19 protein-coding genes are annotated in these 14,986 nt (G+C 46.7%); all 19 read right to left on the bottom strand.

Annotation, left to right across the window (positions count from 1 at the left end):
* Positions 1–5 precede the first annotated feature (5 nt).
* On the bottom strand, positions 6–1,100 hold the full coding sequence (gene flhB, locus A3844_RS13975) for a flagellar biosynthesis protein FlhB (RefSeq protein ID WP_074088120.1): 1,095 nt from the start codon (positions 1,098–1,100) through the stop codon (positions 6–8).
* Between the two features lie 21 nt (positions 1,101–1,121).
* Complete coding sequence (gene fliR, locus A3844_RS13970) at positions 1,122–1,907, bottom strand: flagellar biosynthetic protein FliR (protein WP_074088119.1); 786 nt, start codon at positions 1,905–1,907, stop codon at positions 1,122–1,124.
* A gap of 10 nt (positions 1,908–1,917) precedes the next feature.
* Positions 1,918–2,187, bottom strand: a complete 270-nt coding sequence (gene fliQ / locus A3844_RS13965; RefSeq protein ID WP_074088117.1) for a flagellar biosynthesis protein FliQ — start codon at positions 2,185–2,187, stop codon at positions 1,918–1,920.
* 22 nt (positions 2,188–2,209) lie between these two features.
* On the bottom strand, positions 2,210–2,974 hold the full coding sequence (fliP, locus tag A3844_RS13960) for a flagellar type III secretion system pore protein FliP (RefSeq protein ID WP_074088115.1): 765 nt from the start codon (positions 2,972–2,974) through the stop codon (positions 2,210–2,212).
* Entirely contained in the window at positions 2,971–3,501 is a 531-nt protein-coding gene (locus tag A3844_RS13955) for a flagellar biosynthetic protein FliO (RefSeq protein WP_074088113.1), read from the bottom strand. The genes fliP and A3844_RS13955 overlap by 4 nt, the downstream gene beginning before the upstream one ends.
* A gap of 9 nt (positions 3,502–3,510) precedes the next feature.
* Complete coding sequence (locus tag A3844_RS13950; protein WP_019910416.1) at positions 3,511–3,876, bottom strand: response regulator; 366 nt, start codon at positions 3,874–3,876, stop codon at positions 3,511–3,513.
* A 27-nt stretch (positions 3,877–3,903) separates the two neighbouring features.
* Positions 3,904–5,199: a flagellar motor switch phosphatase FliY gene (gene fliY / locus A3844_RS13945; RefSeq protein ID WP_074107698.1), complete on the bottom strand. Its 1,296-nt coding sequence runs from the start codon at positions 5,197–5,199 to the stop codon at positions 3,904–3,906.
* Positions 5,189–6,187, bottom strand: coding sequence for a flagellar motor switch protein FliM (fliM, locus tag A3844_RS13940; RefSeq protein WP_074088109.1), 999 nt, complete (start codon positions 6,185–6,187; stop codon positions 5,189–5,191). Before fliM ends, fliY begins: the two co-directional genes overlap by 11 nt.
* A gap of 38 nt (positions 6,188–6,225) precedes the next feature.
* Positions 6,226–6,693 carry a flagellar basal body-associated FliL family protein gene (locus A3844_RS13935; RefSeq protein WP_074088107.1) on the bottom strand — a complete coding sequence of 156 codons (468 nt, stop codon included), beginning with the start codon at positions 6,691–6,693 and terminating at the stop codon, positions 6,226–6,228.
* Positions 6,690–6,914, bottom strand: coding sequence for a flagellar FlbD family protein (locus A3844_RS13930; RefSeq protein WP_074088105.1), 225 nt, complete (start codon positions 6,912–6,914; stop codon positions 6,690–6,692). The genes A3844_RS13935 and A3844_RS13930 overlap by 4 nt, the downstream gene beginning before the upstream one ends.
* 121 nt (positions 6,915–7,035) lie before the next feature.
* A complete protein-coding gene (gene flgG / locus A3844_RS13925; RefSeq protein WP_074088103.1) occupies positions 7,036–7,854 on the bottom strand; it encodes a flagellar basal body rod protein FlgG in 819 nt (272 codons plus the stop codon).
* Positions 7,855–7,974: 120 nt separating this feature from the next.
* On the bottom strand, positions 7,975–8,358 hold the full coding sequence (locus A3844_RS13920) for a TIGR02530 family flagellar biosynthesis protein (RefSeq protein WP_074088101.1): 384 nt from the start codon (positions 8,356–8,358) through the stop codon (positions 7,975–7,977).
* Positions 8,355–8,840, bottom strand: coding sequence for a flagellar hook assembly protein FlgD (gene flgD, locus A3844_RS13915; protein WP_074107697.1), 486 nt, complete (start codon positions 8,838–8,840; stop codon positions 8,355–8,357). The genes A3844_RS13920 and flgD overlap by 4 nt, the downstream gene beginning before the upstream one ends.
* Before the next feature lie 24 nt (positions 8,841–8,864).
* Positions 8,865–10,376 carry a flagellar hook-length control protein FliK gene (locus tag A3844_RS13910; protein WP_074107696.1) on the bottom strand — a complete coding sequence of 504 codons (1,512 nt, stop codon included), beginning with the start codon at positions 10,374–10,376 and terminating at the stop codon, positions 8,865–8,867.
* Positions 10,377–10,401: 25 nt separating this feature from the next.
* Positions 10,402–11,349 carry a MotE family protein gene (locus tag A3844_RS13905; protein WP_244169767.1) on the bottom strand — a complete coding sequence of 316 codons (948 nt, stop codon included), beginning with the start codon at positions 11,347–11,349 and terminating at the stop codon, positions 10,402–10,404.
* 18 nt (positions 11,350–11,367) lie between these two features.
* A complete protein-coding gene (gene fliJ / locus A3844_RS13900; protein WP_074088097.1) occupies positions 11,368–11,811 on the bottom strand; it encodes a flagellar export protein FliJ in 444 nt (147 codons plus the stop codon).
* A 6-nt stretch (positions 11,812–11,817) separates the two neighbouring features.
* Positions 11,818–13,143 carry a flagellar protein export ATPase FliI gene (gene fliI / locus A3844_RS13895; RefSeq protein ID WP_074088096.1) on the bottom strand — a complete coding sequence of 442 codons (1,326 nt, stop codon included), beginning with the start codon at positions 13,141–13,143 and terminating at the stop codon, positions 11,818–11,820.
* Positions 13,124–13,975 (bottom strand): FliH/SctL family protein, encoded by an 852-nt coding sequence (locus tag A3844_RS13890; RefSeq protein WP_074088095.1) that lies wholly within the window; start codon positions 13,973–13,975, stop codon positions 13,124–13,126. The genes fliI and A3844_RS13890 overlap by 20 nt, the downstream gene beginning before the upstream one ends.
* Complete coding sequence (gene fliG, locus A3844_RS13885; RefSeq protein WP_074088093.1) at positions 13,968–14,984, bottom strand: flagellar motor switch protein FliG; 1,017 nt, start codon at positions 14,982–14,984, stop codon at positions 13,968–13,970. Before fliG ends, A3844_RS13890 begins: the two co-directional genes overlap by 8 nt.
* Between the last annotated feature and the right edge of the window lie 2 nt (positions 14,985–14,986).

Below are 14,986 nucleotides of genomic sequence, written 5' to 3'. Positions count from 1 at the left end.
CCGACTTATCTCCTTTTACCTTTAAGCTTGTATACATAAGCGAGTACTTCTGCAACCGCCTGGAATAGGTCTGCAGGAACTACATCACCAATCTCCGCTCTTTGAAACAACGCCCGCGCGAGCGGTTTGTTCTCCATAGTCATAACACCATGCTCTTTGGCCAACTCACGGATTCGAAGCGCTACATAATCCTGGCCTTTAGCAATAATCTGCGGAGCTTCCATTTTAGAACCGTCGTATTTCAAAGCGACTGCAAAGTGCGTAGGATTGGTAATAATAACATCCGCTTTGGGTACCTCTTGCATCATGCGCTGCATAGCCATTCTTCGCTGACGTTCCCTGATCTTGCCTTTGATGATGGGATCGCCTTCCATTTTTTTGTACTCATCCTTGATATCCTGCTTTGACATCTTAAGACTTTTTTCGTGCTCATATTTCTGGTAGATATAATCAAGAGCCGCCATGATTAACAGAGCCGCTCCAATTTTGATGCCGAGGCTCATTACGAGCTTGGCAGCGAACCGATACACGCCTTCGGCATTGACATGAGACAATGCAGCAAAGCTCTCCTTTTGTCCCCAAAGTGTACTGTAGACCAGATAAGCTATCAGCATGAGTTTGAAGATGGATTTCAAAAACTCCACAAAGGAACGCATGGAGAAAATATTTTTGAAACCTTTTATCGGATTGATTTTGCTGAATTTGGGAGTAATTCCTTCCCCCGTTGCCATAAAACCAACCTGCGCCAAATTTGCCACCAGAGCCAATACAAACGTAATACCCAGCAAAGGAGCCAATAAAATCAAGATTTGAATGCCATAGTGATTGAACATATCAGATACATTTTCCGGAGTCACTTCCATCATCATCCGGTTCTGAAAAACGTCTGTATACAGTGTGATGAACCGTTCTTTCATGAAGCCGCCAAACAAAGACAAAGTTAACAATGCAGATAAAAGCACAACTGCCCCAGACAGTTCGGCACTTTTGGCCACCTGACCCTTTTTACGGGCGTCTTGCCGTTTCTTCGGGGTAGCTTTTTCCGTCTTGTCTCCCCCAAAATGCTGAAGATTAAGCTTATAACGTCTCGTCTTCGGCATAGCTCTCCCCCTATCAGCCACCTAAGGACTCTTCCCTATCAGGCCCAGCACATTGTGCATGGACTCAAACATAATGTCGAAGAGATTCTGGAACAGCATAGCCAGACCCGGCATCAGAATAAGAAGCAGCGCAAGGCCAACAATAATTTTGAGAGGCACCCCGATGACGAATACATTATATTGCGGTGCGGTCCTAGCCAGAAATGCAAGCCCCACATCTGTAAGAAATAAAGCCGTCACTAAAGGTGCTGACATCTGGAAAGCCAAAATAAAGGATTGTGCAAATGTACGGACAAAGAACTCCGAAAGGCTTCCATCTATCATTTTAATGAACAGATCATTATCTATCGGCACCCATTTGTAACTGTATACGATCGCGTCCAACAGGTAGTGATGACCATTCATACTCAGGAACATCAGCAGAGCAATCATATACTTGAAGTTACCGATAATCGGTGCGGACGCTCCAGTCATAGGATCAATTACATTCGCAATCCCGAATCCAATCTGAATATCAATGAATGAACCAGCGGTTTGAATCGCCATAAACATCAAATACCCAATAAAACCCAGCAATAGTCCGATTAAAACTTCCCGGGCAATTAACAGAATATAAGTGAGATCCTGCGGCACGGTAATTCCTGTTCCACCTGAGCTAAAGACAACCATGGCTACAAAAAAAGAAAGCCCAATTTTGAAGGTGGGTGGCACACTTTGAGAAGAAAATACCGGTACTACAACAAAAAAAGCGGAAATTCGACAAAAAATCAACAGAAAGACGGGAATACTTTGCAGCAAGGTTTCCATATTCATCTAATTAACCGATGTACATATTGAGATTGCCCAAAATTTGGCTGGTGAAATCCACCAGTTTCGTGATAATCCACGGTCCGAACAAGAGCAGAGCAAGCAGCACAGCAACAATTTTGGGAACAAACGCCAAGGTCTGCTCCTGAATTTGCGTTGTTGCTTGAAAAATACTGACAATCAGTCCTACCACCAGACCAAGAATCAGCATGGGAGCACTGGTTTCGAGCACCAAATATACGGCTTGGCCGGCTAGACCGATAATAAAGTCCGCATTCATCCCTTATGCCTCCTCTTGAATCTCAGGTGTTAAAACTTAACAGAAGTGATTTAACGACTAAGTACCACCCGTCTACCAGTACAAAGAGCATTATTTTGAATGGTAATGAAATCATTACCGGAGGCAGCATCATCATCCCCATAGCCATCAGGGTGCTGGCTACCACAATATCTATAATTAGAAAAGGTATAAAAATCATAAATCCCATAGTAAAAGCTTTTTTCATCTCTCCGATGGCAAAGGCAGGCACGATCACCGTCAATGGGATGTCGCTGTATGACGCAGGCTTAACCGAAGCATTGTTGCCGGTATAATTCATGAATAACAACAAATCTTTGGTGTTGGTCTGTTTGAACATAAACGCCTTCATTGGATCTGCTGCTTTGTTAAGCGCCTCGGTCTGGGTAATTGTCCCCTTCATGTACGGCTGCAGCGCCGTCTCGTTGACCGTTGCAAGAGTCGGTGACATGATGAATAGCGTTAAGAACAACGCCAATCCTACAAGCACCTGGTTGGGAGGCATCTGTTGAGTACCGAGCGAGGTTCTGACAAAGCCCAGAACAATGACAATCCGAGTGAAACTAGTCATTAGCACTAGAAAAGCCGGAGCCACACTCAGAACTGTTACAAGAAGCAGTATAGAGATGGAACTGGTACCGCCGCTAGAACCGTTACTGCCTCCAACCTTAATATCAATGTTAGGAATAGGATCAGCATGAACGGGGTGCATTAGCAGAGCACTGAATGCAACAAGCAGTATAAATGAAAGAATCAGTTTATTTTTCATAAATCCCTCGACTCATCCTTGAGTACATCATCACGAAGCAGCTCTTCCATTTTCTCCTTACGTTCAGGTGCCAGCGCAAGTTTGGATTGCAGTGTCTCGTAAAAAGAGGATGTTTCACTAAGTTCAATTTCCTGTGATGGTACTTCTCCACGGAATTTGGCTCTTATCTTGGCCACGAGCGGCGCAAGAAAGTTATTCTGTCCTGAAGTTTGATCCTCAAATGCCGAAATGATCAACGCTACCTCAGCCGGGTCGGTGATTTTATCCATCATGGATATATTCTCACCGACCCCGATCAGATAGAGGCTGCCTCCGAGCTCAATAATTTGTATGGACTTGTTAGGTCCAAGACCCAAAGCGCCTAGTGTACGGATGGAACGCCCACTCATCAGAGTCTGATTACGGCGTCCCAGAAAACGGATAAGCAGCACTATGAGCACAACAATTACCGCAAGGACAAAAATAACATTTAAAAGATTCAGCAGATTGTTACCTGTTCCCAGATGCGGCTCTACAGTGACTGGCATGATTTCTTATTACACACCCAGTGTTTTATTAATCGCTTCAATAACACGGTCTGCCTGGAAAGGCTTCACAATAAAGTCCTTGGCACCCGCTTGAATTGCATCAATAACCATAGCCTGCTGACCCATGGCAGAACACATGATGACTTTGGCGTTGGCATCTACTTTTTTGATTTCTTTAAGGGCGGCAATTCCGTCCATTTCAGGCATGGTGATATCCATCGTGATCAAATCAGGACGCAGTTCCTTGAATTTCTCAATAGCCTGCGACCCGTCCTGGGCTTCACCCACAACCTCAAATCCGTTTTTCGACAAAATGTCACGGATCATCATTCTCATAAATGCTGCATCGTCCACGATTAGAATTCGGTTAGCCATTTTTACAAAATCCTCCCTAAGTATGCTTTATTGTAATTTTTGAATTCGGTCCCACTGGCTGACGATATCCGTAACGCGAACTCCGAAGTTTTCGTCGATAACTACGACTTCCCCTTTGGCAATAAGCTTGTTGTTAACCAGGATGTCTACAGGTTCACCGGCAAGTTTGTCCAACTCAATGATTGAGCCTTGCGACATTTCCAGAATATCTTTGATCTGCTTCTGGGTCCTTCCTAATTCTACGGTTACTCTCAGTGGTATGTCCATCAATAAATTTAAATTATTTTCATCAATATTACCAAAGGCGCCGTTGCTTAAGTTGGCAAACTGCACCGGTTGTACATTTACATTGCGGTTAGGAGCGGGCTGCTGGGGCGGAGCCTGTTGGTATGGCATACCTTGAGGTGGCATTCCATAAGGCGGCATTCCATAAGCTGGCATTCCTGCTGGAGGATAATAATAACCTCCCTCCGGCATTCCCGGATACGGCGGCATACCCTGAGGTGGATATGGCGGTGGAACTGCTCCAGGCTGTACTGGAGGGGTTTGCTGCACCGGAGGCGCTACCGGAGGTTCCGGAGTTGCTGCTGGCTTAGGCGGTGCTTCTACCGCTGCTGCTGCCGTCTCCTGATCCGATTGCGACACATCTCCCAGAAGCATAGTCACCATATCTTTGGCGAATTGCACCGGGAGCAGCTGCATAATGGTGGAATCAATCAAATCCCCAATCTTGAGCCGGAATGAAATCTGTATAAGTGTCTCATCATCCGGAAGACTGCCTACGCCTTCTCCGCTGGACATATTTAAAATGTCGATTCCCGGAGGGGAAATATTCACGAAGCGATTGAAGATAGTAGACATGGATGTAGCCGAAGAACCCATCATTTGGTTCATCGCTTCCTGAACAGCACTGATGTGAATTTCATTCAGCTCTTCATCCTTTGGATCCCCTTCACCACCAAGCATCAGATCAGCAATAACCTGTGCATCCCTGATTTTAATGACCAATGAATTGATGCCCTGAAAACCATCTACATATTGTACATGTACCGCAACATGAGGTTTTGGAAAAGCCTCTTCGAACTCTCCGCGGGTGATAATGGATACTTCAGGAGTGGTGATATCTACTTTCTTACCCAGAAGGGTGGACAGCGCTGTAGCTGCGCTCCCGAATGTGATATTCCCGATCTCTCCCAGTGCGTCCTGTTCAAAGGGTGTCAAGTAATCATCCACCGACTTCGTCGAGGGAGCTAGCGATCCTTCTGCAGACTGTCTGAGCAGAGCATCTATTTCTTCTTGGGACAAATAATCTTTACTCGTCAAAATCTTCAACTCCTTCGCTGACTATCTCGTCTATTTGCACAGCTACACGCTCTTTAATCATCCCAGGACTTCCGATGAATTTCAGCTTGTCCCCCACCTTGATTGACAGTCCTGAATCCACAGTCCTGTTGAGAGAAATCACGTCGCCGACGCTGAGCCCGAGAAATTCAGCAATGGATAGACTCGATTCACCCAACTCTGCCACAATCGGCAGCTGCGCTCTATGAACTCTCGCCCGGATTGCCTCAAGCTCAACTTCATCACGCGCCTTTTTTTCAGAAACAAACCATTGGTGTACCGACAGCCTGGACATGATAGGTTCAAGAACAACGTGAGGTATACACAGGTTGATCATCCCCGTTGTATCGCCAATTTTGGTACTTAAGGAAATAAGTGCAATGGTCTCATTGGGCGATACGATTTGCATGAATTGAGGATTTGTCTCCAAAGCCTCCATGCGGGGATTGATATCAAGCACTGTCTTCCAGGCTTCCTGCAGACTTTCAAAGCATCTGCTGAAAATCCTCTCCATTATAGTGGTTTCAATTTCAGTCAAAGCATTGATCTTGGAAGGTGCCGTACCAAAGCCGCCTAGCAGTCTATCCAGCATGGCAAAGGCTATATTCGGATGCACTTCCATTACCATCCGGCCTTCAAGCGGTTCAGCTTCAAAAATATTTAAGATCGTCATCTTCGGAATGGAGCGGATAAACTCATCATAAGGGAGCTGCTCTACTTGAACGACATTGATCTGTACGAAGGTGCGCAATTGGGCCGAAAAGTAGGTCGTAAGATAGCGGGCAAAGTTATCGTGTATCCGGGTTAAGCTTCGGATATGGTCTTTTGAAAAACGTACAGCCCGTTTGAAATCATAAGAGCGGATTTTTTTCTGGGTTTCTTCTTTTTTAAGTTCGTCAGCATCCATTTCACCGGATGAAAGAGCGGCAAGCAGAGCATCAATTTCGTTTTGTGATAGTACATCAACCAATTCAATCACCCCCCTATCAAAGAATAATCCTTCAGCAGCTACATGGAAGCCAAAATGAATTTAGTGAATTCGATCTGGGTTATAGTGCCTTCGGTCAAATTCTTATTTATTATATTCACCAGCTTGCTGCTGAATTGATCTTTGCCGCTTGCCCCATTTAGTTCCTCAGGCTTGGTATCGGCAATCGCCTTGATAATTAGCGGCGTAATTTTTATAGCTTTTATCTTTTCGAATTCTTCCTTGGACTTCGCTGAATCCAGTTGGAACGCGATGTCTACTGAAAGGATATAATCGGGATCGGCAAGATTAGTTTTGATGTCAGTGATTTGTGCAGTCAATTCGACGATCTCATCAGCGCTGAGTTTTTTGGTCTCAACCTTCTGAACTGCCGTATTCACGTCGTTCGAATCACTCGGAAAGATCTTATCCATAAGTAAAAATGCAGCTACTACGATAAGAGTTATTGCTAATAGAATTGTAATGAGCCACGGCAGCATCTTTTTCATGAAAGCTCCTCCATTGACTGGACTTTAATGGTGGCAGCATATGTGCCAATGTCCCTGTTATACTCACGGATCTTACGGATGACTTCATCGGCCTTTTCCAGCACGATCAGCCTTTTTCCAGTTACGAGCGTAATATACGTATCCGGACTTTCTTCTACCATTTCTACCAATAAAGCATTTAAAAACATGGGTGTTCCATTCAATCTGGTTACCGAAATCATAACAGGCCTCCTAACAAAAAATAGGGGGAGGAGTTCCTCCCCCACGACTTCGCAATAACCTTTGCACCAGAAGGTGAAACGTTACTATTGTACAGCAAGTTTTTGATTATGGCCTTTCAAATTAACGCTTGAGGTTCACGACTTCCTGCAACACTTCGTCAGAGGTCGTAATAATGCGGGAGTTGGCCTGGAACCCGCGCTGGGAAACAATCATTTCTGTAAATTCACTGGTTAGATCCACGTTGGACATTTCCAGTTGGCCGGATACAATGGCTCCCGTCCCCGCTTCAGCATTGTTCGCAGTAGTCGGGGTAAGTTCTCCATCAGCATTGGCATTCATCGTCATCCGATACAAGTTGCCGCCAATCTTTTCAAGACCTTGAGGATTACTTACTTTGGCTACGCCGATTTGCACACCAGCTTGAGTAGTACCATCTGCCATTGTCTGCATAATTGTACCATCAGAACCAATTGTGAAAGCAGTAACGTCTTCACCTAATTGAATGGCTTGGCCACTGGAATCAAGCACATGCAGTCCATCCGAGGTCAACAGGTTGCGGCTGGCATCCATGTGGAAGTCACCGGCACGTGTAAGGAATGGTGTTTCCTGTGCATCGGAGAGCTTAACAAGGAAAAAACCGTCACCATCAATTCGCAGATCTGTCGGATTATTAGTGGTCATAGCGCTACCAGCCAAATGCATGGTATCAACAGAACCAATACTAACTCCAAGCCCGATCTGCTTGGCATTCACACCACCCTGACCTCCATCAACAGGTGCTGTTACCCCGGATACCGTCTGGCTCATGATGTCTTTGAACATTACTCGGCCTGATTTGAAGCCAATGGTATTTACATTTGCAATGTTATTGCCGATAACGTCAAGCTTTGTCTGAAAACCGCGCATACCTGAAACACCTGAGTACATTGATCTTAACATTATTGAATTCCTCCCGGATAATGGAGTTCTTAGACTCCGTATTTGTATGAAACTTGTTTTGAGCTATGGCCGCGTCAGTCGGTCGGCGGTCATTCCGGCTCTCCAGTAAGGACCGGCCGGTCAAGAAATGATAACTGCACTATCTATTTGTGTGAATACATTGTCCTTCATGGAACTTCCATCCATAGCAGTCACTACTGTTCGGTTCGCCACACTGACTATTAACGCCATGTCTTTCATTAATATAAGTGATTCTTTGCTGCCTTTGGCGGCTGCCTTATCGACTGCGGAAGAGATTTGATCCAATTGGCGGCTGCCAAGCTCTATTCCTCTTTGTTCCAATCGTTTGGCTGCATGATTGCTGAACTTCAGCATATTCTTCTGCAGCACACTTTCAAATGAAACGTCTGAATTCACAGTGTTCTTAGCGTTTGCTGACCGCTGAAGTGTTGTCGGGTGCACACTGGCTGGATACAGCTGGCCTATTGTAAGTCTGTCGCTCATGATGTCGCCCCGCCATCTGCAGAACCGGTATTGTCAGCCGCTTTCTCCACTGGCGTTACAGGATTCTTAATTTGCGTGACGTCGGATAATGCAACTCTGTCTTTGCCTACAACAGCGTACTGTACACCACTGCTGACTACTATAGACTCTACATTCCCTGATTTGGGCTGCTCCGTTGTTGCATCCGTCCAGGTGATATCCTTACCAATCAGACCAGATACCGCACCAAGAGACTGATTCATCGCTGTCATTTGTGTTGAAATATTCATTAGCTGTTCTACAGACGAGAATTGGGCCATCTGGGCAATAAATTCCTTATCCTCCATCGGCTGCATAGGGTCCTGGTTCTGAAGCTGCGTAATGAGTATCTTCAGGAACTGGTCCTTGCCGAGTGTTGAATTACCGGTAGTTTTTTTCGAGCTGTCAGGGACTTGATAATTCCATTGATCCTTTGTTGATATAGGATTAGTTGATGATGCCATTTTTTTCACCTCGCTTGTCTTAAGTTATGCCTTGGCTGAGAAACCTCCGCCCTGTGAGCGGTTTTCCTGTTGGGTGTTTGCAACCCATTCATTCCATTCACTGTTCAGCTCAGCTGCAAGTACCGCATCTCCAATTTCCTCTGTACGTTCCTTGGAACGTTTCTCTTGCTGTTGACCACCAGAACCAGTTCCACGACCCTGCTGACTACCATTATACTGAGACTGCAAAGGTGTGTTATTCTGAGTGACCTCCAGCTTCTCAACTTGAAGCCCTTGAGACTGAAGGGCTGATCTCAACTGGCTCATCTGTTGTTCCAGCATATCTTTGGCACCCGTATGCTGCGTTAAGAACTGGGCTACTAAATGGCCGTTTTGCATAGTGATCTTTACATCGACTTGTCCGAGATTCTCCGGAAACAGCGTAATCGAAGCCTCAGCCACCCCGCCTTTTTTAACAATTTCCAGTTTACCAGTAATAAACGAAGTCATCTCTTGCGCGAACTGGTGGACCGGAACTGGTGGTGTCTCTGCCTTAAGTGGTGCGGTAATCCCACCCCGCAAGGATAACTGTCCTGCAGTGACGACTTCATTATGTTCTTCAACCGGCTTTGCGCCTGGTATCGATTCTGCAATTGCCCCGTTCTTAGAAGCTTCAGTTGTTCCAGTTGCTTTGGTTAGTGGCGTTGCAGTGAGTTCTGCAGCAGCATCTTCCGTTGCCGTTATAACAGGGGTAGCAGTTGTAGCATTTTCAGTCTTTACTGTAGCTGTCTGAATTGTACGAAGGTCTGTAAAAACCGGAGCTTTCGCTTTTGGATCAGCTTTGGATTCCGTTTCGGACAATGGTGTCAAAACCACTGGCGAGGTTTCTGTGCTGACTGCTGTTTTAACCGGCTTACCTTTTACATCTGGAACCTGCGTTTCTGCAAGGATTGCTGTGAAATTGTTCAACATTGCAATTCCTTCTGAGGCTAATTTCGCATCCCCCCCAGCAGCAGATTGCTGGATCAGGCTAACAAGGCTGTTAAGCTCATCTTGAACAGCAAACCGCAAAGTCTCCGGGTTCTGTGCTAGTGGGGATAATGCTGCTGTAGAGCTGTTCCCAGCTTCTGCATCGACTTTTCCATTAGCAGGAGTACTACCAGACAATAAAGCCGATACCTGGAGCAACCATCCTTGCAGCGCTGCTATCAAAGAAGGATCACTGCTGATGCTGTCATCCAGCTTCTCTACATCCTCTGCAAGTGCTTGTATCTGCCCGGTACTATTCGCAGTATCTTCCGCACCTGTACCTGTTTTTTCGCCAGCTGCTTGTACAGCGTTCATAAGTCCTTGCAGCAAGGAAGCCAAATTCCCCAAAACTGCGGGCATTGACGTTTCTTTGGTCTGTGCTCCACCCATGCTCTGAACAAGAGTCTGAGCAAAAGGGAGAACTGGTGTGGTCCCACCGGCGGCCGCTGTTCCCGCGTTTGCCGCAGATGGCGTTCCGTTAGTCACAGCAGTGTTACCGCCACTCATTGATTGAACGACTAAACTCATTCTTTTTCACCTCCTCTCAAGTGGATTATTTGCCGCCCATCAGCCGGTTAACTACCTTAGCGGTCTGTTCACTATTTTTCTTAGTCATCTCCCCAAGAATGGAGGATCGGACACTGTCACTTACCGTATTAAGAATTGTGATCACTTTATCAGGGTTAATGGTATACATAGACCCCAGCAGCGATGCAGCATCTGCAGCAGGCATTGTAGTAAAGGTCTGACTTAGTTTCTCTTTATCCAGGTTGCCTGTTGTTTTGGCCGTCGTTGTTGCAGCCGCGTCCTGCTTCAGTCTGGATTGAAGGGCTGCAATAGCCATATCGGTTGAATTCGTAGTTTCCTTTAGCTTCACGGATACATCCGCTGCTTTTTTGGGATCCATTTTTTCTAAAATCGCCGTTTTGCTCGCATTATTCATTACACTGAAGATTTGCACCATTTCATCCGTGGTTAAATTCTCCATGATTGGAGCAGCTTTGGAGGCTTTCATCCCAGCATACAGCTTCGCCAGCTCAGTCACCTGTTTCACATAGGGATCTTCTGATTCCCCTGTTTTTGCTTCCGCAGCTGCAGCTTCATCTTTCATGCTGTCAATCTGTTTTTGCAGCGCTTCTGTCTTGGCAACTTGATCGGTCTTGTCTTCATTAGACTTCTTGAGCTGCTCCGCCTGAGCCGCTAACTGACTTTTCAATTCCTTAATCGTAGTTGCCGAGCTCGTTGCCTGTTCTTTCAATTGCTTCTGCGGATCTGTTTTTGCACCATCTTCAGTCGTTGGCTTAGGATCAGGAACCCACTTCTCCACAAAAGGAATCTTATTCGCAATCGAAAGCACATTTTGGCGGATATCCATATTGAACAGGGTCAATAGTACTCCAAGCAGCACAAGTGTAAAAATAATTGGTATCATTAAAAATAAAAACCGTTCAAATTTACTGGCTGACCCTTCGTTATCAAATTCCATTTCATTTTTAGCCACTAGCAGAAACCTCCTGGGTTAGAGGGATTTCATCGCGAAGCGGACGGTAGCCATCTCATCCAGTTCGTTTTGTTCCCGTAAAGTCATGTTCTGCTGAAAAGCGGTCTGTGCTTTGTCTTTGGCCTTCAGCCACACCTTTTCATCCAGAACCTTCGTGCTGAGGTGGTCCTGCTTATGCTGTACTTCAACATGCGCACGGCTGATATCTGAATGCTTCCGGGCTATGCAGTGATCCAGGTAATCCACATAATCCTGCATTTCTCGTAGCTTAGACAAGGGCGTTTTTTGTTCAGCGGCTTGCTGAAGTGACTGCATTAGCTCACGGCGTTGCTGAATTAAGTCTTCAAGACTTTTCTCCTGGGCCTGCAGTTCTCCGAGTGCGCTTGAGAGCAACCACTCTGCCTGTGTTTTTTCATTTGCTTTCAAGTCCACAACTTTTTGAAAAGTATAATGGAATCTCACTATCAATCAACTCCTTGAGAACTGAGAAATTAAAGACTCTTGGACTTCGGCTAGCGTGACCTTCTCATTCACCTTCTGCTTGGTGAAATTCCAAATGCTGTCGATATAGTGCATTGATTCGTCGATTTGGGCATTGGAGCCTCTCTGATAGGCACCGATGTTAATTAAATCCTCTGAATCTTTATACACAGCCATAAGCCGTTTTACATTCTCGGCTGCAGCAATCTGTTCCTCGGGAGCGATATCCTTCATCACTCGGCTGATGCTTGAGAGTACATCTATGGCTGGGAAGTGACCCTTATTGGCGATATTCCGGTTCAACACAATATGACCATCCAGAATCCCTCTAACTGCGTCTGCAATAGGCTCATTCATATCGTCACCGTCTACAAGAACTGTGTAGAATGCAGTGATCGATCCCGAAGGCCCTGTTCCGGCTCTTTCTAGCAGCTTCGGCAAACTTGCGAATACTGAAGGGGTATAGCCCCTCATCGCAGGAGGTTCACCAACTGCCAGCCCAACCTCCCGCTGTGCCATGGCATATCGTGTGACCGAATCCATCATCAGCATGACATTCAAGCCGCGGTCACGAAAATATTCAGCAATCGTTGTGGCAATAAGGGCACCCTTGATGCGGATAAGTGCGGGCTGGTCAGAGGTAGCGACAACAACGACTGAGCGCTGGAGACCCTCTGGTCCAAGATCGCGTTCAATGAAATCCAGCACCTCTCTGCCCCGTTCTCCGATCAAGGCAATCACGTTTACGTCAGCTGACGTATTGCGTGCAATCATACCCATTAGTGTGCTCTTGCCAACCCCTGATCCCGCAAAGATACCCACCCGCTGGCCTTTACCTATGGTAAGCAACCCGTCGATCGCTCTAACTCCGATACTGATGGGTTCATGAACCCGTGGGCGGTTTAATGGATTCGATGGAATGTTGAATGTTGAGCTGTGTGGCATTCGTGCCGGTATAAGTGAACCATCAAGCGGCTGTCCCAAACCGTCAAGCACCTTGCCAAGCAACTCAGAACCCACTTGTACACTAAGCGGTTTGCCAGTTCCCACCACATCACAGCCTGGTCCGATGGCTTGCAGCTCTCCGAGCGGCATCAGCAGCACCTTGTTATCGCGAAAGCCAACAACTTCAGCCTGTAGCGGCTTATTGCCTTTGGCCGGGTAGATGTAACATACATCACCTATGCTGGCATCCGGCCCTTCCGACTCGACCATTAGTCCAATCACCTGGGTGACTTTCCCGTTGATTCTGACAGGGTCAAAATTCCGCAATTGCTCCTTATACCGTCCGCTGTCAAGCATCCTCTTCCCCATTTCTGTTCTCATCGGTATCCAGTGCTATTCGAATCAGTTCTTTTTTGATTTCGGCAAGCTGTGTATCAATTCGTGCATCAATACTGCCAAAAGATGAGCGGATTACACAACCATGATCCCTAACGGTTGAATCAGGGAGTATTTGCAGTTCCGCCTGCGAATCAACCGCCATAGCCAGTTCTTCCCTAGCTGCATTCACAAAGGAGAACTGCGCAGGTGACACACATAGGGAGATCAGCCCCTGCTCGCGCTTGCGGGCAAGATTCTTGCGGATCAGATCCATTGCAAATTGCGGCTCCACAGTCAGTTGCTTGTCCACAATTTTCTCAGCTATATCACAGCTGAGTTCTACCAAAAAGGGCTCAGCCTCTTGAATAATAACTTCTTTGGCGCGGTAGGCATCCTGAAGGACTTGTCTTGCTTCCTCCATGATTTCAGCCAGCTTAAGCGACATTTCCTGTTCAGCCTGCGCAAGCCCTTCCTGATAACCCTGCTGATAAGCCTCGGATTTGACAGCCTCTACAAGATGCTCATCCTGCTCCCTGCGCTGCCGCCACCATTCTTCAGCCTCTGTCCGAGCCGATTCCACAATATTCTCTGCTTCCTGCGCTGCGTTTCTGACCTGTCCTTCAGCAAACTCCTGTGCATCCTTCAGCATTTGCTTACGGGCCTGTTCCGCCGCTTCTTTGGCAGAGTCCTGAATATGCACCTCACCTGTCGCTTCATCAGAGGCAGTGGGCTCCTCATCCAGACCTGCATGCTGTCTGGCTTGTTCCAGCCGTTTCAGTACATCAACCGGAACATATTGTGAATGTTTGATCAGCCTAGACAATGATGTCATCTCCTCCACCACGGGCGATGATTATTTCACCTGATTCTTCGAGTCTGCGGATCGTTCCTACGATGCGGGTCTGAGCTTCCTCAACATCACGCAGCCGTACCGGACCCATATATTCCATTTCCTCGCGGAAGGTTTCGGCCATACGCTTGGACATGTTGCGGAAAATAACATCCCGTACTTCCTCGCTGGCCACCTTGAGAGCCAACTGCAAATCCGCATTTTCGATGTCGCGGATAATTCGCTGGATCGAACGATTGTCCACATTGACGATATCCTCGAACACGAACATCCGTTTCTTGATTTCTTCGGCAAGCTCTGGATCCTGAATCTCCAGTGAATCCAGAATCGTGCGCTCTGTACCGCGGTCAACACCATTCAGGATCTGGACGATCGATTCTATACCGCCGGCATTAGTGTAGTCCTGCGTTACTGTAGCAGACAGCTTTTGCTCCAGCACCCGCTCAATTTGTGTGACTACCTCAGGAGAGGTGCTGTCCATAATTGCAATTCTTCTGGCCACTTCAGCTTGCTTCTCCTGTGGAAGCGAAGACAGAATGGATGCCGCCTGTTCAAATTGCAGATAAGACAACACAAGCGCTATCGTCTGTACATTTTCATTCTGGATAAAGTTCAGGATTTGGTTCGGATCAGCCTTACGGGCAAAATCGAACGGCCGTACCTGAAGTGTTGCCGTCAGGCGGTTGATAACCTCCATCGCCTTAGTCGAGCCAAGCGCTTTCTCCAAAATCTCTTTGGCGTAATTGATACCGCCTTGCGATATATATTCCTGAGCGAGACAGATTTGATGAAACTCAGCCATAATGGACTCTTTTTCCGAACTGTCTACCTTGCGGACATTGGCGATTTCCAGAGTCAGCTGTTCGATCTCCTCGTCCCTCAGATGTTTAAATATTTGCGCCGATACCTCGGGCCCAAGTGTGATTAGCAGGATAGCCGCCTTTTGACGGCCGCTAAGCACCTGCTGAGCGGCTTTTGCCATTA

The sequence above is a fragment of the Paenibacillus helianthi genome, assembly GCF_001909055.1.
GTDB classification, from domain to species: domain Bacteria; phylum Bacillota; class Bacilli; order Paenibacillales; family Paenibacillaceae; genus Paenibacillus_AQ; species Paenibacillus_AQ helianthi.
The sequence above is the reverse complement of the archived record's forward strand: the minus strand, read 5'-3'. Positions and strand labels throughout refer to the sequence as shown.

Bases quoted from the DNA above. Each gene is read 5' to 3' on its own strand.
- flhB (WP_074088120.1), bottom strand. From the start codon at position 1,100: ATGCCGAAGACGAGACGTTATAAGCTTAATCTTCAGCATTTTGGGGGA.
- fliR (WP_074088119.1), bottom strand. From the start codon at position 1,907: ATGGAAACCTTGCTGCAAAGTATTCCCGTCTTTCTGTTGATTTTTTGT.
- fliQ (WP_074088117.1), bottom strand. From the start codon at position 2,187: ATGAATGCGGACTTTATTATCGGTCTAGCCGGCCAAGCCGTATATTTG.
- fliP (WP_074088115.1), bottom strand. From the start codon at position 2,974: ATGAAAAATAAACTGATTCTTTCATTTATACTGCTTGTTGCATTCAGT.
- A3844_RS13955 (WP_074088113.1), bottom strand. From the start codon at position 3,501: ATGCCAGTCACTGTAGAGCCGCATCTGGGAACAGGTAACAATCTGCTG.
- A3844_RS13950 (WP_019910416.1), bottom strand. From the start codon at position 3,876: ATGGCTAACCGAATTCTAATCGTGGACGATGCAGCATTTATGAGAATG.
- A3844_RS13935 (WP_074088107.1), bottom strand. From the start codon at position 6,693: ATGAAAAAGATGCTGCCGTGGCTCATTACAATTCTATTAGCAATAACT.
- A3844_RS13930 (WP_074088105.1), bottom strand. From the start codon at position 6,914: ATGATTTCGGTAACCAGATTGAATGGAACACCCATGTTTTTAAATGCT.
- flgG (WP_074088103.1), bottom strand. From the start codon at position 7,854: ATGTTAAGATCAATGTACTCAGGTGTTTCAGGTATGCGCGGTTTTCAG.
- A3844_RS13920 (WP_074088101.1), bottom strand. From the start codon at position 8,358: ATGAGCGACAGACTTACAATAGGCCAGCTGTATCCAGCCAGTGTGCAC.
- flgD (WP_074107697.1), bottom strand. From the start codon at position 8,840: ATGGCATCATCAACTAATCCTATATCAACAAAGGATCAATGGAATTAT.
- A3844_RS13910 (WP_074107696.1), bottom strand. From the start codon at position 10,376: ATGAGTTTAGTCGTTCAATCAATGAGTGGCGGTAACACTGCTGTGACT.
- fliI (WP_074088096.1), bottom strand. From the start codon at position 13,143: ATGGGGAAGAGGATGCTTGACAGCGGACGGTATAAGGAGCAATTGCGG.
- fliG (WP_074088093.1), bottom strand. From the start codon at position 14,984: ATGGCAAAAGCCGCTCAGCAGGTGCTTAGCGGCCGTCAAAAGGCGGCT.